12 protein-coding genes are annotated in these 24,754 nt (G+C 64.5%); all 12 read left to right on the top strand.

Annotated features, from left to right (window positions below):
• The first annotated feature begins 118 nt into the window (after positions 1–118).
• The 12 genes from J7J50_RS13330 (at position 119) to J7J50_RS13275 (ending at position 24,660) form a co-directional block, all read left to right on the top strand.
• Positions 119–358 carry an acyl carrier protein gene (locus J7J50_RS13330; protein ID WP_215058602.1) on the top strand — a complete coding sequence of 80 codons (240 nt, stop codon included), beginning with the start codon at positions 119–121 and terminating at the stop codon, positions 356–358.
• Between the two features lie 49 nt (positions 359–407).
• Complete coding sequence (locus J7J50_RS13325; protein WP_215058601.1) at positions 408–1,646, top strand: beta-ketoacyl synthase N-terminal-like domain-containing protein; 1,239 nt, start codon at positions 408–410, stop codon at positions 1,644–1,646.
• A gap of 41 nt (positions 1,647–1,687) precedes the next feature.
• The gene (fabD, locus tag J7J50_RS13320; RefSeq protein WP_215058600.1) at positions 1,688–2,896 is read left to right on the top strand and encodes an ACP S-malonyltransferase; all 1,209 of its coding nucleotides are present in this window, start codon (positions 1,688–1,690) and stop codon (positions 2,894–2,896) included.
• A gap of 6 nt (positions 2,897–2,902) precedes the next feature.
• Entirely contained in the window at positions 2,903–3,931 is a 1,029-nt protein-coding gene (locus tag J7J50_RS13315; RefSeq protein ID WP_343222500.1) for an acyltransferase domain-containing protein, read from the top strand.
• Complete coding sequence (locus J7J50_RS13310) at positions 3,928–4,353, top strand: PaaI family thioesterase (RefSeq protein WP_215058598.1); 426 nt, start codon at positions 3,928–3,930, stop codon at positions 4,351–4,353. The genes J7J50_RS13315 and J7J50_RS13310 overlap by 4 nt, the downstream gene beginning before the upstream one ends.
• Positions 4,350–5,342: an NAD(P)-dependent alcohol dehydrogenase gene (locus J7J50_RS13305; RefSeq protein WP_215058597.1), complete on the top strand. Its 993-nt coding sequence runs from the start codon at positions 4,350–4,352 to the stop codon at positions 5,340–5,342. The genes J7J50_RS13310 and J7J50_RS13305 overlap by 4 nt, the downstream gene beginning before the upstream one ends.
• A gap of 201 nt (positions 5,343–5,543) precedes the next feature.
• Positions 5,544–16,112 carry an SDR family NAD(P)-dependent oxidoreductase gene (locus J7J50_RS13300; protein ID WP_215058596.1) on the top strand — a complete coding sequence of 3,523 codons (10,569 nt, stop codon included), beginning with the start codon at positions 5,544–5,546 and terminating at the stop codon, positions 16,110–16,112.
• A gap of 158 nt (positions 16,113–16,270) precedes the next feature.
• On the top strand, positions 16,271–17,680 hold the full coding sequence (locus J7J50_RS13295; RefSeq protein WP_215058595.1) for a fatty acid--CoA ligase family protein: 1,410 nt from the start codon (positions 16,271–16,273) through the stop codon (positions 17,678–17,680).
• Between the two features lie 7 nt (positions 17,681–17,687).
• Entirely contained in the window at positions 17,688–18,404 is a 717-nt protein-coding gene (locus J7J50_RS13290; RefSeq protein WP_215058594.1) for an SDR family NAD(P)-dependent oxidoreductase, read from the top strand.
• A 50-nt stretch (positions 18,405–18,454) separates the two neighbouring features.
• The gene (locus J7J50_RS13285; protein ID WP_215058593.1) at positions 18,455–18,700 is read left to right on the top strand and encodes a hypothetical protein; all 246 of its coding nucleotides are present in this window, start codon (positions 18,455–18,457) and stop codon (positions 18,698–18,700) included.
• 88 nt (positions 18,701–18,788) lie between these two features.
• Complete coding sequence (locus J7J50_RS13280) at positions 18,789–23,009, top strand: type I polyketide synthase (RefSeq protein WP_285222312.1); 4,221 nt, start codon at positions 18,789–18,791, stop codon at positions 23,007–23,009.
• A gap of 85 nt (positions 23,010–23,094) precedes the next feature.
• Positions 23,095–24,660, top strand: coding sequence for a hypothetical protein (locus J7J50_RS13275; protein WP_215058591.1), 1,566 nt, complete (start codon positions 23,095–23,097; stop codon positions 24,658–24,660).
• The last annotated feature ends 94 nt before the right edge of the window (positions 24,661–24,754 follow it).

Raw genomic sequence — 24,754 nt, 5'->3', positions numbered from 1 at the left:
GCGCACGCATTCCATCCGCCGACGACAAGCCGAGCTACCGAAAACAGCATCCCGAACCCGATCGCATCCGAACCCTTTGATTCCTTCCACAAACGCCTACTCCGCAACCGAGATCGCCATGACCCTTGAAGATGTCTTCGCCACCATCGTCGGCCATACCCGAGAGGTCGTGCCCGGCCTCGACGACTACGCGTTCCGTTTCACGGACTCCCTGCGCGAACTCGGCGCGAACTCGATCGACCGCTCCGAAGTCGTGATGCTGTCGCTCGAATCGCTGTCGTTGAAGGCGCCGATGATCGAATTCGCCAAGGCCGAGAACATGGGCGAACTGGCGACGCTGCTGCACGCCCGCCTGTGAACGCACGCTCCATGAATATGAAACGCTCCCAGGATGGACTGCTCTGAATATGCATTCCGCTCAGTCCACGCCCATCGTCGTCTCCGGGATCGGCGTTACCGCGTCGATCGGCCAGGGCCGTCGCGACTTCACCGATGCGCTGCTGGCCGGCGAGCACCGGTTCGCGGCGATGCAGCGTCCTGGCCGGCAAAAGCCGTTCGCGGCTGACGACGTCGCTCCGCCGTTCATCGGCGCGGAGATCGCCGATCTGCGCATGCCTGATGCCATCGCCGCGGTGAAGCTGCGCAACCTGTCCTGGTCCGCGCAGGTGGCGCTCGCGACCGTGCACGAAGCGTGGGAAGACGCCGGGCTCGATGGCGTCGATCCGCGCCGGATCGGCCTGATCGTCGGCGGGTCCAACATCCAGCAGCGCGAACTGGCGCTGAGCCAGGCCAAGTATCAGCACCAGGTGGAGTTCCTGCGTCCGACGCATGCAATGACGTTCATGGACACCGATCTGTGCGGCGTGTGCAGCGAAGCCTTCGGCATCCGCGGTCTCGCCATCACCGTCGGCGGCGCGTCCGCGAGCGGACAGTTGGCCGCGATACAGGCGATCGAAGCGGTACGCTCCGGGCAGGTCGATGTCTGCATCGCGCTCGGCGCGCTGATGGATCTGTCCTTCTTCGAGTGCCAGGCGTTCCGTTCGCTGGGCGCGATGGGCTCGGATCGCTTCGCGCACGCGCCCGAACTGGCCTGCAGGCCGTTCGACCGCGACCGCGACGGTTTCATCTTCGGCGAAGCCTGCGGCGCGATCGTCGTTCGCCGTGCCGCCGACGCGACGCGCACGCCGTACGCCGAACTCAAGGGCTGGGCGATGGCCTGGGACGCCAACCGCAATCCCAATCCGTCGCTCGAAGGCGAAACCGCCGTGATCCGCGATGCGTTGGCGATGGCCGGGCTGCCCGCGGATGCGATCGATTACGTCAATCCGCACGGCACCGCATCGGTGATCGGCGACGAGACCGAGCTGGCCGCGCTGGGCGCCTGCGGGCTGGATCGCGCCTACCTCAATGCGACCAAATCGCTGGTGGGGCATTCGCTCAGCGCCGCCGGCATGGTCGAACTCATCGCGGTGATGCTGCAGATGCAGGCCGGACGCCTGCATCCGTCGCGCAATCTGGACAACCCCATCGACGCGGGATTGCGCTGGGTGGGCGCGACCGCCATCGATCACGTCGTCGAGCGCGCGCTCAACATGAGCATGGGCTTCGGCGGCATCAATACCGCGATCTGCCTGCAACGCGGCTGATCGGCAAAAAACTCGCACATACGTTCTTTCAGGAGGATTCGATGAAAACCTACATGTTCCCGGGGCAGGGCTCGCAGGCGCGTGGCATGGGCGGCGACCTGTTCGATGCGTTCGCGGAGCTGACCGCGAAGGCGGACGCGGTGCTCGGCTACTCCATCAAGGAACTGTGTCTGGAGGACCCGCGGCGCGAACTGGGCAAGACCCAGTTCACCCAGCCGGCGCTGTACGTCGTCAATGCGCTGTCGTACTACAAGAGAGTCCAGGACACCGGCGAGACCCCCGATTACCTCGCCGGTCACAGCCTCGGCGAATTCAACGCGCTGCTGGCGGCGGAATGCTTCGATTTCGAGACCGGCCTGAAGCTGGTCAAGAAGCGCGGCGAGTTGATGAGCGAGGCGGACCAAGGCGCGATGGCCGCTATCGTCAACGCCACCCGCGACCAGATCGAGACGTTGCTCAAGGAGAAAGGCTTGAGCAACGTCGACATCGCCAACTACAACACGCCGCTGCAGATCGTCATCTCCGGGCCTGTCGCCGACATCGCCGCATGCCAGGAGGTCTTTCAGTTCGACCGGGTGATGTACGTTCCGCTCAATACCAGCGGTGCGTTCCATTCGCGGCTGATGATCCCGGCGAAGCGCAAGTTCGAGGCCTTCCTCAAGAAGCGCAAATTCTCGAAGCCGAAGATTCCGGTGATCGCGAACCTGACCGCGAAGCCGTATCCGGACGCTGCCGTCGTCGAGTACCTGTCGAAGCAGATCTCCAGCACCGTGCTGTGGAACGACACCATCCACCATCTCATGTCGCTGTCGGAGACGATGGAATTCGTCGAGATCGGCCATGGAGACGTGCTGGCGAAAATGATCGTCAAGATCAGGCAGATCGCGGCGAAGGCCGGCGCGGATCAGGCGCCGACGGCGCAAGTGGAGAAAAAATCGGAGGTTCCGAATGTTGGCGCCGTTGTTGCGGCGTCCGCGAGCGCCGCCGGGGATGCCAGCGGCGCGCATGCACAATCCAATGGCGGTGCGAACAACGATCGTTTCGCGCTCGCGGAGCAGAAGGTCGCGGCCTGGAACACCCGTCATCCCGTCGGCACCGGCGTGAAGTCGGTGGCGGCCGAGCACGGCGCGCTGATCACGCGTACTCCGGCCATCGTGCTGTTTGGCCATCGCGCGGCCGTCTACATGGAAGGCTTCAACGGCTACTTCGATCTCGACGAGCTGTCGCTCGAAGAACATTCGGCGGCTTGACTGTCCATGCGCCTTCCTCTCGTTTTCATGTTTTCCGGCCAAGGCTCGCAGTACCATCAGATGGGACGCGAGCTGTACGACCGGCATCCCAGGTTCCGGCTGTGGATGGAGCACTGCGACGAAATCGCGGGGCCGCTGATGGGCGGTTCGCTCTGCGATGTGCTGTACCGCAAAGGCGACAAAGGCCAGCCGTTCGACCGCCTGCTGCACACCAGTCCGGCGCTGGTCGCGTTCGAGTTCAGCCTGGCGAAAGTGCTGATCGAAGCGGGCGCCAAGCCGGACTATCTGCTCGGCTACAGTCTGGGCGAACTCACCGCCGCGATCGTCGGCGAAGCGCTGACCATCGAGCAGGGCATCGGTTTGGCCGTCGATTACGCCCGGCTGGTCGAAGCCCAAAGTCCGCCGGCGACGATGCTGGCGGTGGTCGGCGTGCCCGACATCGAAACGCGCTATGCCGACCGGCTTACGGGTTGCTGGGTAACCGCGCGCAATTTCGACGGGCATCTTGTCGTAACCGGACCGGCCGACGCGATCGCACCGCTGCGCGAAGCGCTGGCGCGCGACGGCGTGGTCCATCAGACGCTGGCCGTCAACTACGGGTTCCACACCCAAATGCACTCGGCGCTCGAAGCGCCGTTCATGGCGCTGACGGAAAAGCTGGACTTCGCGCCGCTGCGCACGCCGACGGTGTCGTGTGTGGACGGCCGCGTGCACGACGGCGACAGCGATTCAAGAGACTGGCCGCGGCGCCTGTGGACCACGTTCCGACAGCCGGTGGAGTTCGGCGCCACGGTGCGCAGCCTGCTCGACAGGGGCGACTTTCATTTGCTGGACGTCGGCCCAAGCGGAACCCTCGCGACATTCGTCAAGTACCTGCTTCCGGCCAACAGCGCATCGACATTCAGCGATGTGATCAATTCCTTCGGCAGGGACGAGCGGACCTACCGCGGTGCGCTGGAGCGGATCGGCCTGAACGATGCCGCCGGCAGCGCGTACCGACTCGGTGACGCTCGTGCAAGGAGGGCGTCGAGTTGAGCAGATTCTTCGAAATGGGCCAGCAGGTGCTGGTGTCGCAGCCCTTCAGCAGGCTGCTGGGGACGGAGCTGTGCGAGCTGTCGGAGGGCTATGCCGAACTGTCGCTGCGGATCCGCGAGGATTTCAAGCAAAGTTACGGGTTCGTGCATGGCGGCGTCGTCAGTTACCTGGCCGACAACTGTCTGACCTTCGCCGGCGCGACCGTGCTCGGCAATTGCGTGACCTCGGAATTCAAGATCAATTACGTGATGCCGACCATCGGCGAACTGCTGGTCGCCAAGTCCTCCGTGCTGTCCTTCGCATTGAGGCAGGCGGTGTGCGATTGCAAGGTCTACGTCGTCCGCAATCAGGAATCCATGCTGGTCGCGGTCGCGCAGGGCACGATCGTCAAGATCGAGACCGATATCAGGACGAGCGCATGAAGGCCGTCGTCTACCACGAGTACGGGTCACCCGATGTCCTGCAATTCCGGGACGTGGAGATGCCGCAGCCGCGCCCGAATGAGCTGCGCATCCGCATGCGCGCCGCTTCGGTCAACCCTGCCGATCTCTATCTGCTGCGCGGAAGCCCTTACATGCTGCGACTTCAGATCGGCCTGAAACGCCCGAAAAACAACGGTGTCGGCCTCGATTTCGCCGGGGTCGTCGACGCCGTCGGCGCTGATGTCACCACGTTTCGTGCCGGCGATGAAGTCTTCGGCCAGATCGCCGACTTTTCCACCGGGCGTACCCGCGCTCTCGCCGAGTACCTGTGCGTCGATGCAGCGGTCGCGGTAAATAAGCCGCATGGTATCGGCTTCGCCGAAATCGCCACGCTTCCGTTGGCGGGATGCACCGCGCTCTACGCAGTGCGCGACTACGGCCAAGTGACGTCCGGACAGCATGTGCTGATCAACGGCGCGGGCGGCGGGGTGGGCGTGCATGCCGTACAGCTTGCGAAGCATTTCGGCGCCACGGTCACCGCCGTGTGCAGCGAAGCCAAGATATCGCTGATGCACGACATCGGCGCCGATCATGTCATCGATTACCGCAAGCACGATTTCACCGCCGGTTCCACCCGCTACGACGCGATCATCGACACGGTCAGCAGCCAACCTCTGCGTCGCTGCCGGCGCGTGCTTGTGCCGCGGGGGCGGTTCATCTGGGTGGGAGGCACCGGCACGAACCACTGGTTCGGTCCGCTGCGCCTCGCGCTGAAAGTATTGGCGATGCCGCTCATCGACCGCGGACATCGTTGGATCGTGGTGTCGAACACTCCCACGGCCGAAGATCTGGCGACGCTCGTCGGATTGCTTGAGCAAGGGGTGCTTCGTGCAGTCATCGATCGTCGTTACCCGCTTGGGGACGCTGCCGATGCCATCCGTCATCTGGAGAAAGGTCATGCGTGCGGAAAGATCGTTGTCGAGATCTGACTTGTATCCGCGAAGCATCGCGGGCGCAGGCGGTGACGTGGCCGGGCTGCGGCGTGGCGCAGATTTTGATTCGCGAAAAAACAGCGAAATTACCGGGAATTTTTCACTGTTTTCGCTGTTGCAATATTTTCAAATGACTATGATTCGACGTGGCGCCAGAGAGACTTGGCGTTGGGGATGGAACGCAAGGGGTGCTGAGCAATGATGGATCACGATACCCTGCAAGAGCGCACCGAGCGCTATCTGAAATCGCTGATCTGCGAAGCGGCGGATACGGCGCTGGTCTTCGATGCGGAAACGCCGTTCGGCGAACTCGGCGTCAATTCGTTCCTGGTCCTGAAGATACTCAAGCGCCTCGAACAGGACTTCGGCACGTTGCCGAAGACGCTTTTGTTCGAGAACTTCAACGTTGGCGATCTCGCCCGGTATTTCGTCAAGGCGCATGCGGGCGTGCTGACGCGCAAATTCCCGGACGCCTTGCCGTCCGCGCCTACGCAGCAAGCGCAATCGCGTCCGTCGAACGCCAGTGACGCGCATACCGCTCCAGCGAAAGCCGCTTCGGCACAAGCCGTTTCAGCACAAACCGAACCTGCGCGGGCCGTAACGAGCCACACGGGCGAAACGCGGTTGCCGGCCATGATTGCGCTCAGACATCTGCATCGCTACCCGCAGCTCGAACAGCGCCGGCTCGAGATCTTCGATCGATACAAGAACGAATCCTCGGTGTCGCGCGGCACCGCGATGATCGCGCCGCTGCTGTTCTTCGGCGACGCGCAGCGCGGCTACTTCAACTGCGGCAAAGGCAGGGGCATCCTGCTGGCGTACGGCTATACCGGCCCGGAAGAGCACTTCCCGCAGCTCGCCGAGCAGCTGTACCGGTACTGCGACGCGCACGGCCTGCAGTTCAATGTGTTCGTCGAAGACCGGCTGCCCGAGCTGTGCGGCAAGCGCTTTTCCGCGACGCCGTTCGGCGTGATGCAGCGTGTGACCGACCTGGCGTCCTTCACGCTGGAAGGCCAGAAGATGAAACGTCTGCGCTATCTGGTGTCCAAGTTCGCGAACGCCGGCGCCTGCCGTACGGAAGAATACGTCTGCGGCAGCGATGCGAAGACCGCCGAGGCGGTCGCCGGCATCATCGACCGGTGGTGCGCGACGCGCACGATGATCAATCCGCTGATCCACATCGTCAGGGCCGAGATCCTCGCGGGCACGCTGGACCGCGAGCACCGGCTGTTCCTGACCTATGTCGACGATGTCCTGCGCAACGCGATCCTGGTGTCGCCGATGGCGGCCGGCGCCGGCTATCTGATGGATCTCGAATTCTACGGACCGGACATGCCGCTCGGCGGGCTGGAATTCGCGATCGTCAACATCATCCAGACGCTGCGCGAGGAAGGCTGCAGCGTCTTCAGCCTCGGCGGCACCTACGGCTGCAAACTCGCCGATTCCCCCGACGCGGACCCGGCGATCGAGAACATCCTCGAGGATCTGCGCCGCCAGGAGATCTTCAACGACGCGGGCAATCTCCAATTCAAGAACAAGTTCCGTCCGGAAAGCAAGGACATCTTCCTGTGCCGTGCCGTGGATGCAGGCAAGGCGGACAATATTCTCGAGATCATCCTGATGATCGCCGACCCGTCGGTCGCGGACAGCGACGAACCGCCGCTCGACGACGCTTCGCTTGCACCGGCGTCCGCCGCGGAAGCGAATGCGGCGCCTGCCTCGACCGCCGCCGCAACCGTCGCTGTCGACGTCGCATCCAGCCCGCGTTGGAAAGCACTGGAAGCGGCCGGGTTCAATCCGCAGAACATTCCCGCCGCGCAGGTCGAGTTCGATCTGAAGACCGACTCCTGGGCGCAGCTGCACCTGCCCGCCATCGATAAGCAGATGGCGACCCTGTTCGCGCAGATCCAGCGTCCGATCGACGTGAACGCCGGCTTGCGCCGGGTATTCCCGTTCAAGCACTTCACGCTCGCCGAATCCGGGCGCGCCGCCGAAGCGCTGTTCTGCCAGGCATGGGACAAGAAGGGCCGAGTCCCGCAGAACATCCTGTTCCCCACCACGATCTTCCATCAGATCGACAACGGATACTCCCCGGTAGAAATTCCCACTGCCGATGCATTCGATCTGCGCTCGGACGCGCCCTTCAAGGGCAACCTCGATTTGCCCTCGCTGCAGGCCGAGATCGCCGCTCATGGCGCTGGCATCGCTTTCGTCTGCATCGAGCTGACCGACAACGCCACAGGCGGTGGCGCGGTGTCGCTGTCGCATCTCAAACAGGTAAAGGCGTTGTTGCGCGAACACCGAGTATCGCTGGTCCTCGATGCCACGCGTGTGCTGGAGAACGCACTGGTCGTCATCGACAACGACCCTGAATGGCGCGACGCCTCGCTGTGGCAGGTCTGCGAGGCCTTGTTGTCGCAGGCCGACGCGGTCGTCGTCAGTCTGGCGAAGGATTTCTGCGTCAACAAGGGCGGACTGATCGCCACCAACGATCAGGCGCTGCACGACCGGCTGCAGGCGTTGCAGCAGCGCGGTGGCAAAGCGCTGGACGTCACCGAGAAGAAGTGCATCGCGGCATCGCTGCAGAACCGCGGCTACATCGAGACCCAGGTCCGTCGCCGTGTCGATGCCGTGCGTGCGCTAGGGATGCGTCTGGCGCAGCGGCAATTGCCTGTCGTGCGTCCGGCGACGGCTCACTGCGTTTTGATCGACGTCAAGCGGATTCCGGAGTTTCGCGATCTCGTCGCACCGGTAGCATCGTTCGCGGCATGGCTCTATCTGGCGACGGGCATCCGCGCCGGCGCACACAGCGTCGGCATGCAGCAGAACACCTCGCTCAATCAGCTGGTCAGACTGGCCATTCCCGTGGGCCTCAAGGCCGACGAGGTAAAGCAGCTGGGCGACCGGCTGGTGGATGCGTTCGCGGACATCGTCAATATTCCCGACCTCAGCGCCGCCGAGGGCGCGGGCGATCTCAACGTCCGGCTCGCGCTCCATCGACTGCTGTCGCCGCGGACAGTCGCGTCGGCGCCCGCGGGCGATGCGCATGATCCTGCCATGCAACAGCCGCAAGCTGCGCTGACGCATGCTTCGGCGACACCCGCTTCAACGCCGCAAGCGGCGGACAGCGTGCATGCCGACGAGGCTGCCGCATCGCGCGCGTCCGAGATGCCGATGCAGGTCGATATGGACATCGCGATCGTCGGCATGGCCGCGCGTTTGCCGAAAGCCAGGAATGTCGACGAGCTTTGGGAGAATCTGACCCAGGGCCGCGACTGCATCAGCGAGATTCCGCAGTCGCGGTTCGATCGCCGGCGCAACCGCGATGCGCTGGGCCGGTACCGCGGCGGTTTTCTCGACGACCTCGATCGTTTCGATTCGCTGTTCTTCAACATCTCGCCGCGCGAAGCGGAAACCCTGGACCCGCAGGAACGCCTGTTCCTGGAAGTCGCCTGGGAAGCTTTGGAAGACGCCGGCTACTATCCGGAAGCCTTTCACAGCGATGAACTGGGCGCGCGCCGGATCGGCGTGTACGTCGGCGCGGTGTGGGCGATGTACCAGATGGTCGGCGCGGAGGAGCGCCTGGCCGGCAACCAGGTGATCGCCAACTCGTTCCTGTGGAGCGTCGCCAACCGCGTTTCCTATTTCATGAATTTCACCGGCCCCAGCATCGCGGTAGACACCGCGTGTTCGGCCAGCCTGACTGTGATCCATCTCGCCTGCGATGCCATCCGGCGCGGCGAATGCGCTGCCGCGCTGGTCGGCGGCGTCAACCTGGATGTGCACCAGTGCAAGCAGGAAATCACCGTCGCCGGCGGCCTGTTGTCGGAACAAGGCCTGTGCCGCGCCTTCGGCCGCGGCGCCAGCGGCTACGTGCCGGGCGAGGGCGTCGGCGCGCTGCTGCTCAAGCCGCTGTCGCAGGCGCGGCGCGACCGGGACAACATCCATGCGGTGATCAAGAGCTCGGCGATCAGCCATGGCGGACGCAACAGCGGCTATGCGGTGCCGAACTCGAAGGCGCAGTGCGACGTCATCACCATGGCGCTGAAGAACGCCAACGTGGATGCGCGCAGCATCGGCTACATCGAAGCCCACGGCACCGGCACCGAACTGGGCGATCCCATCGAGATCGCCGGCCTCAACCAGGCGTTCGAAAAAGACCAGGTCGCGCTGAGCAGCTGCGCGATCGGCTCGATCAAGACCAATATCGGCCATCTGGAAGCGGCCGCGGGCATCGCGGGCGTGTGCAAGACCATCCTGCAGATGCGTCACCGCACCCTGGTGCCGTCGCTGCATTCGGCGCAGCTCAACGAATTCATCGATTTCGCGCAGTCGCCGTTCGTGGTCCAGCAGGCGCTGACACCGTGGCATCCGAAAGAGGTGGACGGCGTACTGCAGCCGCTGCGCGCGGGCATCAGCTCCTTTGGCGCGGGCGGTTCCAACGCGCATGTGATTCTCGAAGCGGTCGACGACACCGCACCGTCCGGCGACGGCGCGCCGGTGGAACGCGGACTGCGGATTTTTCCGCTGTCCGCGCGCAATGAAGAGCAATTGCGCCAGGTCGCGATGCGGCTGGAATCCTTCCTCGGAAAACACCGCGACGACGCATCCGCGCCCAGCCTCGACGAGATCGCCTTCACCCTGCAGCTTGGCCGCAAATCCTTCGATCACCGGGTCGCCATCCTTGCGGACAACCACGAGCGGCTGATCGACAGGCTGCAGTGCTTCCTGGCGGGCACGCGCGACGAGCACATTCTGATCGGCCACGTGAAGAATGCCGAAGGCATCACCAAGATCCTCAACCGCAGGGAAAAGGAAGCCTTCGTCGATCTGCTCGCGAAATCGCGCGATCCGATGAAGCTGGCGCAGTTGTGGATCGACGGCCTGGTGTCCGAATGGCAGGGCATGCAGGCCGGCGGGCAGGGCAGGCGCATTTCGCTGCCGACGTATCCGTTCGCCGACAAGCGTCATTGGCTCGAACCCGTCGAAGGCAGCGCGATCGGCCCGATGAAGGCCGGGCAGGCCGCCGGCCTGCATCCGCTGATCGACAGCAACGAATCCACGTTCGAGCGCCAGGTGTTCCGCAAGGTATTCACCGACCGCGAATTCTTCATCTACGACCATCTGGTATCCGACATCCCGACGCTTCCGGGCGTGGCCTATCTCGATCTGGCGCGCAAGGCCGGCGAGATCGCCGCGGGGCGCAAGGTCCGCAGGATCAGGAACATCCTCTGGGTCAGCCCGCTGACGGTGCGCAACGCAGTTCCCAACGAGGTGCTGATCGAACTGAAACCCGCCGGCGACTCGGTGGTGTTCGAGGTCTTCAGCGAACGCGAAGATGGAAAAAAACAACTCTATTGCCAGGGAAAGCTCTTTTACGCCACGGCCCAGGACGACGCGGCGCAGGACGAATACGTCGATCTGTCCGCGATCCGCGGACGCTGCGACAAGGTCATGGACGCCGAACGCGCCTATCCACTGTTCAAGACGCTCGGTCTGGGCCTGGGACCCAGCTTCCAGGCGCTGACCGAAGTCCGCCGCAATCCGCAGGCCGCCTTCGAAGTGCTGGGCGCGCTGAAGATGCCGGCGCTGGATGGCACGCGCTTCGACGAGTTCGTGCTGCATCCCTCGCTGGTCGATTCCTCGTTCCAGGCGGCGATGGCCGCGCGGCTGGCGGACGCGGGCGGCGAGATGTTCGTGCCGTATTCGCTGGGCGAAGTGGAGATCCTGCATCCGCTCACGCAGGTCTGCTACAGCTACGTGACCGAGGCGAAGGACGAGAAGAAATCGTCCAACCTGTCGAAGATGAATGTGCTCATCGTCGACGAGCAGGGCAAGGTGCTGGTCAGGGTGCGCGATTCGGTCGGCGTGCCGCTGCTCGACGTGCACGAGAAGCCCGGCGCCGCGTCCAAGGCGCCGCCGCCGGGCGACGCCGACGCTGCGTTCTCGACCCTGTACTTCGGGACCGATTGGCAGCCATCGCCGCTCTCTTTCCTTGCGGCCGAGCCCTCGCGACAGGCCATCGTGCTGTTCGCGCCCGATGAGGCCAGCCACGACGCTTACCGAGCCGCGCTGGCAGCGTCCGGAGGCGATCCCGACACGCTGATCGCGGTGTTGCCCGGCGACGGTTTCGCCCGCGTCGACGCCCATCGCTATCGCATCGATGCCGGCAAGCGCGAGGATTTCGACACACTGCTTTCGGCGCTGCGCGAACAGTCCGATGCCACGCTGCACGTATGCTTCGCGTGGTCGGCGCTGCCCGGCACGGGCGCCGACGGCTTGTCGGCCGAAGACGCCACGATGCAGGCGCTCGATCGCGGCGTGTACGCGTTCCTTTACTTGACCCAGGCGGTCATCGCGCAGAAATGCGAGGCCGATGTCCGCCTGCAGTATCTGTACTTCAGCGCGCCGCCCGTGGCGCAACCGCACAACGAGGCGATCCAGGGCTTCGCGACGATCCTGCGCGCGGAGAGTCCGAAACTCGCATGCAAGGTCGTCGAAATCGTCGGCGCGGATTCGGGCGTCGAACCCGGTTTCGACCGGGTGTCGGTGGCCGCGATCGCAGCGGAATTCCGCGACGACACCAAGGCCCTCGCGGTGCGCTATCGCGAAGGCATACGCTATCTGCGCCGCATCCACGACTGCCCCGAACCCAGCGCTCCGGCGCAGGAAGCGGCCCCGATCCGGCACCGCGGCGTCTACCTCATCACCGGCGGCGCGGGCGGTCTGGGCCTGATCTTCGCCGAACATCTGGCGAAACAGTTCCAGGCGCGGATGGTGCTGAGCGGTCGCGGTGCGCTCAAGCCGGAAACCGAAGCGGCGCTCGAATCCATGCGCGCCGCTGGCGGCGAAGTGGTGTACGTGCCGGCCGACGTGTCCAGGCGCGAGGATGTCGAAAGACTCGTCCGCGTGTGCAAGGACCGCTACGGCGGGCTGCACGGCATCATCCACAGTGCCGGCGTGCTGCGCGATGCGTATCTGCGCAACAAGACCCGCGAGGAAATGGCGGCCGTGTTCGCGCCCAAGATCCGCGGCTCGGTGCTGCTGGACGATGCGACGCGCGACGATCCGCTGGATTTCTTCGTGATGTTTTCGTCGCTGGCGGCGCTGGCGGGCAATGCCGGCCAGAGCGATTACTCGTTCGCGAACCATTTCATGGATGCGTTCGCCGCGCAGCGCAATGCGCGCGCGCGCGCCGGACAGCGGCACGGCAAGGCGCTCAGCCTCAACTGGTCGATCTGGGCCGAGGGCGGCATGCGGCTGGACGAGCAGACCGCGCTGTTCTTCGAGCGCAATCTCGGTATCCGGCCGCTGCGGCGCGAGGTCGGTATCGAGGCTTTGATGCGGGGCCTGCACAGCGATCTGCCGCATCTCGCGGTGCTGCAGGGCGTGAAGGACAAGGTCGAGCGCGCGTGGGGCATCGGCGCGGCCGACGCGCCCAAGGCCGCCGTAGCGGTGTCCGCGACCGCGCCGGCAGCGGTGGCAGGCGAGGGCGGCGATCTGGCGATCCAGGTCCAGGACGGGCTGTCGCGGATCGTCATGGATTTTCTCAAGATCGACGCCGACGATGTCGATCTCGACACGATCCTGCTGGACCTGGGCTTCGATTCGATCGGGCTCACCTCGTTCAGCAATATGGTCAACGACAAGTACGGCCTGGACATCACGCCGGTCCTGTTCTTCGAATATCCGAACATCCGCGAAATCGCCAAGCATCTCGCGCAGGATTACCGCGAGAACATGCTGCGCGTGCATGCGCAGGCGGGCACGCCGTCGCCGGCCGTCAGCGCCGGATCGACCGGCACGGCCCAGGTGGTCCACGATCAGCCGGTATTCGCATCCAAGAACACACTCGCGGTGGCGGACGCGCCGGCGCCCGCAGGCACGGGCCGCTTCTCGCCGGGGCGCCGTTTCATTGAGCGGCCGATCGCCATCGTCGGCATGAGCGGGGTGATGCCGCAGGCGGACACGCTGGACGAATACTGGGACAAGCTGAGCAAGGCCGAGAACAACATGGTCACGCTCATTCCGCCGGACCGCTGGGACTGGGAAGCGTATTACGGCGATCCGATGGCCGAGAAGAATAAAACGCGGTCGAAGTGGGGCGGCTTCATGCGCGAGGTCGACAAGTTCGACCCGCTGTTCTGGGGCATCTCGCCACGCGAAGCGGAAATGATGGACCCGCAGCAGAGAATTTTCCTGGAGAGCGTCTGGGGCGCGATCGAGGATTCCGGCCATCGCGTCTCCGATCTGGCCGGCACCAAGACCGGTCTGTTCGTCGGCGCGGCTACCCGCGACTACATCGATCTGATGGCGACGAACCAGGCGGAACTCGACGGCTATTCGGCCTCGGGCACCTCGCACGCGATCTTGGTCAACCGCGTGTCCTTCCTGCTCAATCTTCACGGGCCCAGCGCGCCGCTGGACACGGCGTGTTCGAGTTCGCTGGTGGCCCTGCACCGCGCGATCGAATCGATCCACACCGGCAGCTGCGACATGGCGATCGTCGGCGGCGTGCAGGTCATGCTCACCCCCGCGGGCCACATCTCCTTCGGCGCGGCGGGCATGCTGGCCGACGACGGTAAGTGCAAGACCTTCGACTCGCGCGCGAACGGCTACGTCCGCGGCGAAGGTTCCGGCGCGATCCTGATCAAGCCGCTGGAAAACGCCATCGCCGACGGCGATCACATCTACGCCGTCGTCAAATCCACCGCCGAGAACCACGGCGGCAAGGTGACGATGCTGACCGCGCCGAACCCGAACGCGCAGGCCGATCTGCTGGTCGAAGCTTACGAAAAGGCCGAGATCGATCCGCGCAGCGTCGGTTATCTCGAATGCCACGGCACCGGCACCAGCCTGGGCGATCCGATCGAGATACAGGCCATGAAGAAGGCGTTCTCGGAGCTGTACCGCAAGCATCAATTGCCGCCGGCGGTAAAGCCGCACATCGGGCTCACCTCCGCCAAGACCAACATCGGCCATCTGGAAACCGCGGCCGGCATCGCCGGCATTCTGAAGGTATTGCTGTCCATCAAACACAAGCAGATTCCCGCGCTGCTGCACTTCGAGAAACTGAATCCCTACATCAATCTCGACAACACGCCTTTTTATCCAGTGGAGAAGACCAAGGATTGGGAGCCGGCAGTCGACGCACAAGGCCACGCGTATCCGCGTCGCGCGGGCATCAGCTCGTTTGGTTTCGGCGGCGCCAATGTGCACGTCGTGCTGGAGGAATACCTTGCGGACGACACTACGCCGCGCGCTCGCCCGAACGGCCCGTATTCCATCGTGCTCTCGGCCAAGAACGCCGACCGCCTGCGCGCCAACGCCGCACGCCTGCTGGCGCATCTGCGCGAGCATCCGGAAGAAGACGTCGCCGATGTGGCGTATACGCTGCAGGTCGGCCGTGACGTGATGCCCGAGCGCATGGCCCTGATCGTGGCGAGCGCGCAGGAGCTGATCGAACGGCTGCAGGCCTACGTCGACGGCGACGCCGCGACAGCCGGCGTGCGCCAGTCCAGCGTGCGCCGCAAGGCGGACATTCCCACCACCGACGCCGCGACCCTTGAGCGATGGCTGCGCGAGGGCGATCTGACGACGCTGCTCGACGTCTGGCTCCAGGGGCAGGAGCCAGACTGGAAGGCGCTGTACAGCGGTTACTCCATGCGCCGCTGCGCCCTGCCGACCTACGCCTTCGCGCGTGAACGCTATTGGTTCAGCATCGCCCCCGAGAAGCAGAAGGCGGGCAGCCAGGCGGTCATGCATCCGCTGCTGCATCGCAATGTCTCGGTGTTCGGGCGGCAGTCGTTCGCGTCCGACAGTGCGGCGCTCGACAAATCGCTGCGCGGGACGGCGCTGCGGCCCGAAGCCGGACTGCCGGGCCTGCTGCCGGTCGAAATGGTACGGCTGGCGGTACGGGAATCCCTCGGCGAGCGTGGACACAAGACGCGCATCGAACTGCGTTCTCTGGCCTGGGCGGGCTTTGAGCCCGCAACACAGGGCGGCACCGTCTGCGCGGATCTGTACGCGACCGGCGACAGCGAATTCGACTTCGAAGTGAGGACCTCGGGCGCGGACGGCGAGTCGATGCTGTGCGAGGGGCGAGGCAACTTTGACGCGAGCAAGGGTCCGGACCGCATCGATTTGTCGCAACTACGCACCTTGTTCCGTGGCGAAGTCCACGACGCCGCGAACTTCTATGGCGCCATGGTCGATGCAGGCATGGCCCGCGACCGCCTGCCGGACGGCGTTGTCGCCTGCCTTCGCGGCGAGCGACAGCACTTGCTCGAATTTCGCTTGCCGCCGAAGCCTGATGGCGCAGTCGATGCGGTGGATGCGCTGGACACCTTCGCGTTGCTCTCGCTCTCGCACCTGGCCGGCCTCGACCATCTGGCCAGCGGCGGCGTTCCACCGTCGGCAACGACCTTGCTCGCACTGGAACGCATCGCGTTCGAATCCGTCGGTGCCCGTGAAGGCGTGATCTGGGTTCGGTCGGCGCGCGGCGGCGGCCGCCACGACGGCCGTGCCGTGATCGACATCGACGTGATCGATGCCGACGGCCGCGTGCTCATCAAGATCAAGGGCCTGACGATCGGTTACCCGGCGACGCCGGACGCCGAACGCGTGCACGACGAGGAGTTCGCCTCGATGCTCGAATCGCTCTACGCCCCAGATCGCACCCCGGCGTCCGACTACACGGAGCAACGCATGGCGAGCCTCGAATTCGAGGACGCGCTCGACGCGATCTTCGAGGCGGGCGCGGGCTGATGAGCATGCATCTTTGCCACCCAAGTCGGGACGCGATGCGCCTCGCCACGCCCGCAACCGCGGCGCGCAGGCATCGATCCTGTCGTCGACTTGACATTGCCGGGCCGGACAATCGGCTGATCCACCCGCGTTGCGGGTCTTCGAACACGGAGGGTTGAATGCAGAATCTGACGAAACTAATCGAAGGTTGGGCCGATCACGCCGAGCGCACAGCGATTGTCTGCGACGGCGCGACGCTCGACTATGCTCAGTTGCATGCCAGGATTTGTTACTGGCGCAAGCAACTCCAGGCGATGGACATCGCTCCGGGCGCATGTATTTCGCTGCGCGGGAAGGTCTCCGGCGACATGATCGGGCTGCTGTTCGCGCTGGTGGAAAACGCGAACGTCGTGGTGCCTTTCCTGTCCGCCAGCGACTTCGAAGTGGGAGACGCGCTCGCGACCGCATGCGTCGATGGCGTTTTCGAGTTTTCGAACGACGGCGGCAGTCGGTACACGCACTGCGACCATGGTCGGCGTCACCCGCTGCTCGATCGCCTGCGCGGCGAGCCGAAGCAAGCCGGGCTGATCCTGTTCACTTCCGGGTCCACCGGCAAGAACAAGGCCTCGGTGCATCGTTTCTCGAGACTGATCGCGCATGTCTTGCAGAAGCCCGGGGCGGCCTATCGCACCCTGATCTTCCTGATGTTCGACCACATCGGCGGCGTCAACACGCTGCTGCATGTGCTGTTCAACGGCGGCACCGCGGTTTTTGTCGCGGATCGCTCGGTCGCCGCGGTATGTCATGCGATCGAGTCGCAACGCGTTCAGCTGCTGCCGACCACGCCGACCTTTCTCAACATGCTCCTGATTTCGGATCAGCACCACACCTACGATCTGTCGTCGCTGGAGTTGATCACCTACGGCACCGAGCCGATGTCGCTGGCGACGCTCAAGGCATTGAACCAAGCCTTGCCCGGCGTGCGCTGCAAACAGACTTATGGACTCACCGAAGTCGGGATACTGCCGACGCGATCGGAAGACGCGAGCTCGACCTGGATGAGGGTCGGCGGGCAGCACCATGAGACCCGCATCGTCGACGGCATCCTGTGGATCAGGACCGACGCGGCGATGATCGGCTATCTCAATGCGCCATCTCCTTTCGATCAGGATGGGTGGCTCAACACCGGCGACAAGGTCGAGGAGCGCGATGGCTACCTGCGCATACTCGGGCGCGAGTCGGAGATCATCAACGTCGGCGGCGAGAAGGTGTACCCGAGCGAGATCGAGAACCTGATCCTGCAAGTGGAGAACATCAGCGATGTCGTCGTCAGCGGCAAGACGAGCGCACTGACCGGGCAACTGGTTTTCGCGACGGTACAACTGATCGTGCCCGAGCCGGCGGCGCAGGTCGAGCGGCGCGTGCGCGCGCATTGCCGGGAGCATCTGCCGCCGTTCAAGGTGCCGGTCGGGGTAGGGGTCAGCGAAGAACCCATGTTTGGCGCGCGCTTCAAGAAGATTCGCCGCCCCGCGCGCAAAGCGCAGGACGATGTCGTTAATGCCGAAAGGGAGCAAGAAATTGTCGACTGAAAACCGAGTGGTCATCATCAGCGGCGGCAGCCGCGGACTGGGGCAGGCATTGGTGCAAGACCGGCTCGACGCGGGCGACATCGTCGCCACGTTCAGCCGTTCCAGCAACAGCTTCATCGATGAGCTGCGCAGCGCCGATCCCGACGGCGCGCGCTTCCATTGGGAAGCGATCGAGGGGACCGACCTCGACGGAGTCAGGGCCTTCGGCATGAACGTTTTGCGCCGCTACAAGCGCATCGATGCCTTGATCAACAACGCCGGCGTCGGCATCGAGGGCTTGCTGACGATGACGTCGGAGCGCGACATTCATCTGGCACTGACCTTGAATCTGGAGTCGGTGATCGTGCTGACGCGTACCTGCCTCAAGGCCATGATCGCGGCGCGGCACGGAAGCATCATCAATATCTCCTCGGTCAACGCCCTGCGCGGTCATAAGGGTCTGGCGGTCTACAGCGCCACCAAGGCAGCGCTGCTTGGGCTCACACGCAGCCTCGCGAGCGAAGTCGGACCGCAGGGGGTCACCGTCAATGCGATCGCGCCCGGTTTTTTTGAAAGCGAGATGGTCGGCCACCTGACCGACGCTCAGCGTGCCCGCATCATTCGCCGGACGCCGATGCGCGCCATGTGCACTACCCACGACATCGTCGACAGCGCCCGTTTCCTGCTGTCGACGCGCGCCATCACCGGTCAGACCCTGGCGGTCGATGGCGGTTTCTCATGCTAACGCCCAACCCCGTCGCTGTTTCTTTTGTTCAACCCGATTCCAGGAACGTCATGAGCGCACACCAGCAGATCATCTACGACACCCTCCGTCGCGTCGCCGAGGAGGAGGGCGTACAACTCGGCACGATCAGCGATTCCAGCGCGCTCATCGACAATCTCGGATTCCGCTCGCTGCATATCGCCCGCATTCTCGCGATATTGGAAATCGAGTTCTCCTACGACCCGTTCGCGAGCGGCGATGTGCCGATAACCGGCCTGCGCACGGTCGGCGATCTTTGCGCCGCCTACGAGCGCTGATCAAGCAGTTTCCCTTTAAGACGAGCGATTCCCGGGCCGGCCACGTTGCGTGGCGGACTCGAAGACATCCATTGCAGCAGGATTCGGTATGGAAAGGAAACACAGCGACATTGCGATCATCGGAATGTCCGGGAGATTCCCGGGCTCGGCCTCGACGCATGAGTTCTGGGCCAATCTGTGCGCCGGTCGCTCGGGTATCGCCGCGCTTTCCGCCGAAGAACTGCTGGCCAATGGGGTGTCGGCCGAAGCGCTGGCCGATGCGAATTATGTGAAAGTAGCGCCGCTGCTCGCCGACCACGACTGCTTCGACGCGGAGTTTTTCTGGATTCCGCCGCGCGATGCGGAAGTCATGGATCCACAGCATCGGCTGTTGCTCGAATGCGCGTGGTCGGCCATGGAGGATGCCGGCTATCCACCCGGCACCCAACCCGGCCGGGTCGGCGTGTTCGCCGGGTCCGGCGGCATCGTCTCCAGCCAACTGCTGTCGTGCACCGGGCACTACGCCGATGTCGTCGGCAAGACCGGGGGCCATTGGCATGTCGGCAACGACAAGGATTTCGTTCCGACGCGCTTGTCCTACAAACTGAATCTGCGCGGCCCGAGCGTCGCGGTGCAGACCGCATGCTCGACCTCGTTGGTCGCGGTGCATATGGCATGCCAGAGCATCCGCTCGGGCGAGTGCGACATGGCCCTGGCGGGTGCGGTCAGCGTGCGCACGCCGCATGTGGCCGGTTATCTGTACGAGAGCGGCAACATCCTTTCCGCCGACGGGCAGGTCCGCGCCTTCGATGCGGACGCGCGAGGCGTCGTATTCGGCAGCGGCGTCGGCATGGTCTTGCTCAAGCCCCTGGAACAGGCGCTGGCCGACGGCGATTGCATTCACGCCGTGATCAAGGGATCGGCGATCAACAACGACGGTGGCCAGAAGATGAGCTTCCTGGCCACCAAGGTCGAAGGCCAGCTCGACTGCATGCGTAGCGCGCTGGACAACGCCGGCGTATCCGCCGACAGCCTGGGCTATATCGAGGCGCACGGCACCGGTACGGCGATGGGCGATCCGATCGAGATCCTGGCGCTGAGCCGCTTGTTTCGCAGCGAGACCGAGCGTCGCCAGTTCTGCGCTATCGGATCGGTCAAGAACAACATCGGCCATCTGGATATCGCCGCCGGCATGGCGAGCCTGATAAAGGTCGCGATGTCGCTGAAATTCCAGCACATTCCGCCGTGCATCAATTTCGCCAAGCCTAATCCCAAGATAGATTTCGAGAACAGCCCGTTCCACGTCAACACCGATTCAATTCAATGGCCGCAGGCCGACACGCCGCGCCGCGCGGCGATCAACTGTCTCGGCATCGGCGGCACCAATGTTTTCATGGTGCTGGAAGAGCCGCCGCCGCGTCCGGCGCCGCCACGCGCGGCGGAGATGCCGCGCATCGTGGTGTTGTCGGCGAAGACCGAGGCCGCGCTTTGGCGCAAGGTCGCCGACCTGGCCGCCTGGCTCGAAGCCGGCACGGGCGAACATCTCGACGACATCGCCTTTACGCTCGCCACGGGCCGCAGTGCCTTTGCGAATCGCTGCGTGCTGGTGGCGAGCGATGCCAGCGATCTGCTCGCCAAGCTCGGGCGCTTGAACCGGCATCGGCGCGCGCCGGATTGCTTTGTCGGCCTCGACGTCGAGCAATCCGGCAACGCGACGCCTGGCCTGGACGAGTTCGCGCAGTTTCTGGTGCAGCAGGTTCTCGGCGGTTTGCCGACTGAAGAAACGCGCAGCAAACTGCTCGCGATGGCGGATCTGTACTGCCGCGGAGCGAAGCTGTCGTTCGATGCCTTGTATGCGGGATCGGGAGCACGGCGCGTTGCGCTGCCCACATATCCCTTCGAGAAAAGACGCTTTGCGATACCGCAGCGGCCCGAACACGCCCGGCCGGAAGCAATCGCGGCGGCGGCGCCGTCGATCTTGCATCCCTTGCTGCACGCCAATGTGTCCGACATATCGGGTCTGATCTTCACGTCCAAGTTCGACGGTGAGGAATTCTTCCTGCGCGACCATGTGGTGCTCGAACGCCGCGTGCTGCCTGGCGTGGCCTATGTCGAAATGGTGCGCGCCGCGGCGATGCTGGCGCTGCCGGGCGAGCAGACGCGGACGCTTGAATTCAAGGATCACGCCTGGATTCAGCCGGTAGTGGTCGACGATGCGTTCGCGCTGACGGTGGCGCTCCACGACAACAGCGAAGACGAGAGCGGCGGACGCTGGCTCGAGTATGAAATCTTCTCCGAAGCCGGGGGCGAAACGCCCCACGCCCGCGGAACGGTCCGCTGCGGTGCGCAGGCCATCGACGCGGAGCCGTTGGATATCGCCGCGGTCGGCCAGACCATCGAGGGCGAGAACCGCGATCGCGATGCGCTGTACGCGCGTTTCCAGGCGCTGGGTTTGCGCTATGGGCCGACGATGCAGGGCATCGCCGAGCTGCGCAGCGACGGCGACGAGGTGATCGCGCGCCTGCGGTTGCCGGAAGCGTCCGGCCCGCGCTTCGGCCTGCACCCCGCGATGATGGATTCGGCGATGCAGTGCACGATTGGCCTGCTCGCCGGCTTGGACAGCGAAAGCGGCGCCGCGGTGATGCCGTTCGCCTTCGACGAGATGATCGTCCACGGCGTCACCACCGATGAAATGTGGGTCTGGGTCCGCCGCGCTCCGGGCGCGTCCGTCGCCGGCATGCCGTCGCTGGATATCGATCTGATCGACGACCAGGGCCGTTCGCGCGTGAGCATCCGCGGTCTGGTCTCGCGCACGGTCGCGTCCGCGCCCAGCGTTGCCTCGACGCGCGCCGTCGGGACGGTGCTGGCGCTCGCGAGACCGGCCGCGACCCCGGCGTCCAGACCTGCTCTGCATGCGCTGGTCCCGATCTGGAATCCGGTCCGCTTCGGACGCGACACGGTGACGCCGGCGCCGGGCGAACGCTGCCTGCTGCTCGGCGGAGACGAGGCGCTGTTCGCCTGGCTGCGTGCGGCCGCGATCGAACTGCAGCATCAGCCGATCGTCGCCGGCGATTCGGTCGAACGGATCGAGCGCCTGCTGTCCGAGCGCGAGTTCGACCATCTGCTGTGGTTCGCCCCCGAGGCGGACGTCGGCGACGACGACGCGATCGTCCCCAGCCAGGAGGCGGGCGTGCTCTCGTTGTTCCGCATCCTCAAAGCCCTGAGTCGGCTCGACCGGTTCGAGCGCGAACTCAAGTTCACGGTCGTCACCCGCCGCGCTCTGCAGGTCTTCGACGGCGAACGCGTGTCGCCGCATCATGCCGGCGTGCACGGAATGGTCGGCAGCGTCGCCAAGGAACTGCCGCTGTGGCGCTTGCGGCTGCTCGACATCGAATCGACCGGCGACCTCGACCCGCGCGAAATCCTGGCCTTGCCCTGGGACGAGCAGGGCAGGGGACTGGCGTTCCGCTTCGACGAATGGTTCCGCCAGGAATTCGCCGATGTCGGCCGCATGCCGTCCTCGCGCTCGGCCTACCGCCAGAACGGCGTTTATGTCGTGATAGGCGGCGCCGGCGGACTGGGCGAAGTGTGGACGCGGCACATGGTCGCGCACTATGACGCGCAGGTGATCTGGGTCGGCCGCCGGCCGCGGGATGCCGACATCGAAGCGAAGCTGGATGCGATCGAGGGCCTGGGCCGGCGGCCGCATTATGTCTCCGCGGACGCCACCGACGCGAAGGCGCTGGCGACCGCGGTCGCCGCCATCCGCGAACGGTTCCCGCGGATCGATGGCGTGGTCCATTCCGCGCTGGTCCTGCGGGATCAGACCGTGCGCGCGATGGACGAGGCTGTTTTCCGCCAGAGCCTCGCGGCCAAGGTCGATGTCAGCGTGAACATCGAGCGCGCCTTCGCCGGCCAGGATCTCGATTTCGTGCTGTTCTTCTCGTCGGTGGCGTCGTTCCACCGCGACGCCGGGCAGTCGAACTACTGCGCCGGCTGCACCTTCAAGGACAGCTTCGCGCAGGCCATGCGCGCACGTCAGCCGTACCCGGTCAAGATCGTCAACTGGGCCTATTGGGGCAGCGTCGGTGTCGTCACCGACGCGTTCTATCGCAAGCGCATGGAAAGCCTGGGGATCGGCTCGATCGAGCCGGACGAAGCCATGCGGGAGCTGGAAGCGTTCGTCGCCTCGGACCTGGATCAGCTGGCGCTGATCAAGGTGATCTCCCAACGCGCGCTCGACGACCTGTGGGTGTCGGAGGAGGTCCGTTATTACCAGGATCGCGACGCATCGAGCGCGTATGGCAGCGAGGCGGTGATCGCCTCGTGAATCGAACGCACATGAACGCATTGCACACGCAGTCACGCGTGCCGGCGAACCGGGCTGTCGCTCACGCCCGCTACAGGCGCGATCGATGAAGTCGGCGGCGATTTCCCTGCTGGCCCTGGTGGCGGCCTTCGGTGCCTGCGCGCAGACGCAGAAGACCGAGCCTGCGCCCGATCCGGGCAGCGATTTCCTCGAAGGCGTCGTTATCGATCCGCCCGCCGAGACGCAGGCGGAAGCACTGGACGCGCGCGGCGCCGAGGTCTCCGACGGGGTGCCGCCGAAGCAAGGCAGCGACACGACCGTCGGCCTCGACGATCTCAAAATCGATATCGATCCGAACATGGACGACGATAAGGACAAGATCCAGGGCGCGCAGGCACCACGCGCCGATGGCGAGCCTTCAGCCGATGGTCCGGATCTTATTGGTCACAAGTCCGGCGAACCGGTATCGGCGAGCGGGGACGGCGAGGGCACTGCTCAAGGCGGCAGCACGCTCGCGGCCTGGCTGGATCCGCTGCGCGTCAGCCTGAAGCACGAGGTCTCGTACAAGTTCGCCTCGCCGGAGCGGCTGGTGAACAACCGCTCGTCCGTCCGGCTGGAATATTCCAAGCCCTTGACCAGCAATCTGTATCTGCGCCTGGATACGAAGCTCAACCTGTACTGGAGCAACGATCACCGCGCCAAGGCAAAGGGCGAGAACCTTTTTCGCGAACAGGTCACGCGCGAAGCCTATCTGCAAAGCAGCTTCGGCAATACCAGTTTCCGGGTCGGCTACCAGATCCTGCCGTGGGGCGTTTCCGAGGGCGGTGCGATCACGGACGAAGTCAGTCCGCGCAACAGCTCCGAGTTTTTCTTCATCCCGCTGGAGGAATCGCGGATCGGACAGCCGATGCTGACGACGGACCACTTCGGCGAAACGGGGCAGTGGACCGCGTTCTTCGTGCCGAAGCCGGCCTACAACAAGTACCCGGACCGCGGCTCCGAGTACGACATCCCAGGCGCCTTCGAGAAGCACAAGCCCGACGACAGTTGGCGCGACACGGACAAATACGAGTACGGCATGCGCTGGAAGCGCACGTTCGGCAAAAGCGACCTGAGCCTGATGCTGGCCTCGCTGATCGACAACGATTACCAGGTGCGCCAGCAGCGATTCCAGATGTACGGCTTCGCCGCGAACATCGCCAAGGACAATTTCCTGTTCCGGGCCGAAGTCGCGCTGAAAAGTCCGCGCGCGTATTTCGCGCGCCCGGCCGGCGGCAGCGATCTGTCGATCGTCGAGAGCGATCAGTTCGACTCGAGCTTCGGCTTCGATTATTCGCCGGGCGGCCGCGCGCTTACCTACAGCACCGAAGTCGTCTGGAGCCGCCTGCTCGACTGGCGCCGCGACATCGTGGGACGCGAGCGGGACGATTACCAGTGGGTGGGCTCGGTAAGCAACCGCTTCTTCAGCGACGAGTTGACCCTGAGTTTTCTCACCATTTATGCCAAGCCGTACACCAGCGTCCAGTACAGGTTCCTAAGTTCCTACCTGATCGACGACAACTCCACTGTTTATTTCGAATTGTTCGTCGCTGACGAACGCGACAAACGTAGTGGGACCTGGCCGTATCGCGACCAGAAGCAGTTCGTCCTGCGATATCAATATCAATTCTAGCGACCGCGAGATGGATCACGCCATGCAGACGCCCGTTGAAGACGTATCGAAGAAAATCCTGTCGAAGCAGATCGACAAGCAGGACGCCATGCGC

The sequence above is a fragment of the Lysobacter sp. ISL-50 genome, from assembly GCF_018612875.1.
Lineage (GTDB): Bacteria > Pseudomonadota > Gammaproteobacteria > Xanthomonadales > Xanthomonadaceae > Lysobacter.
Note: the sequence above shows the minus strand (reverse complement) of the source record. Positions and strands in the feature narration are given on the sequence as shown.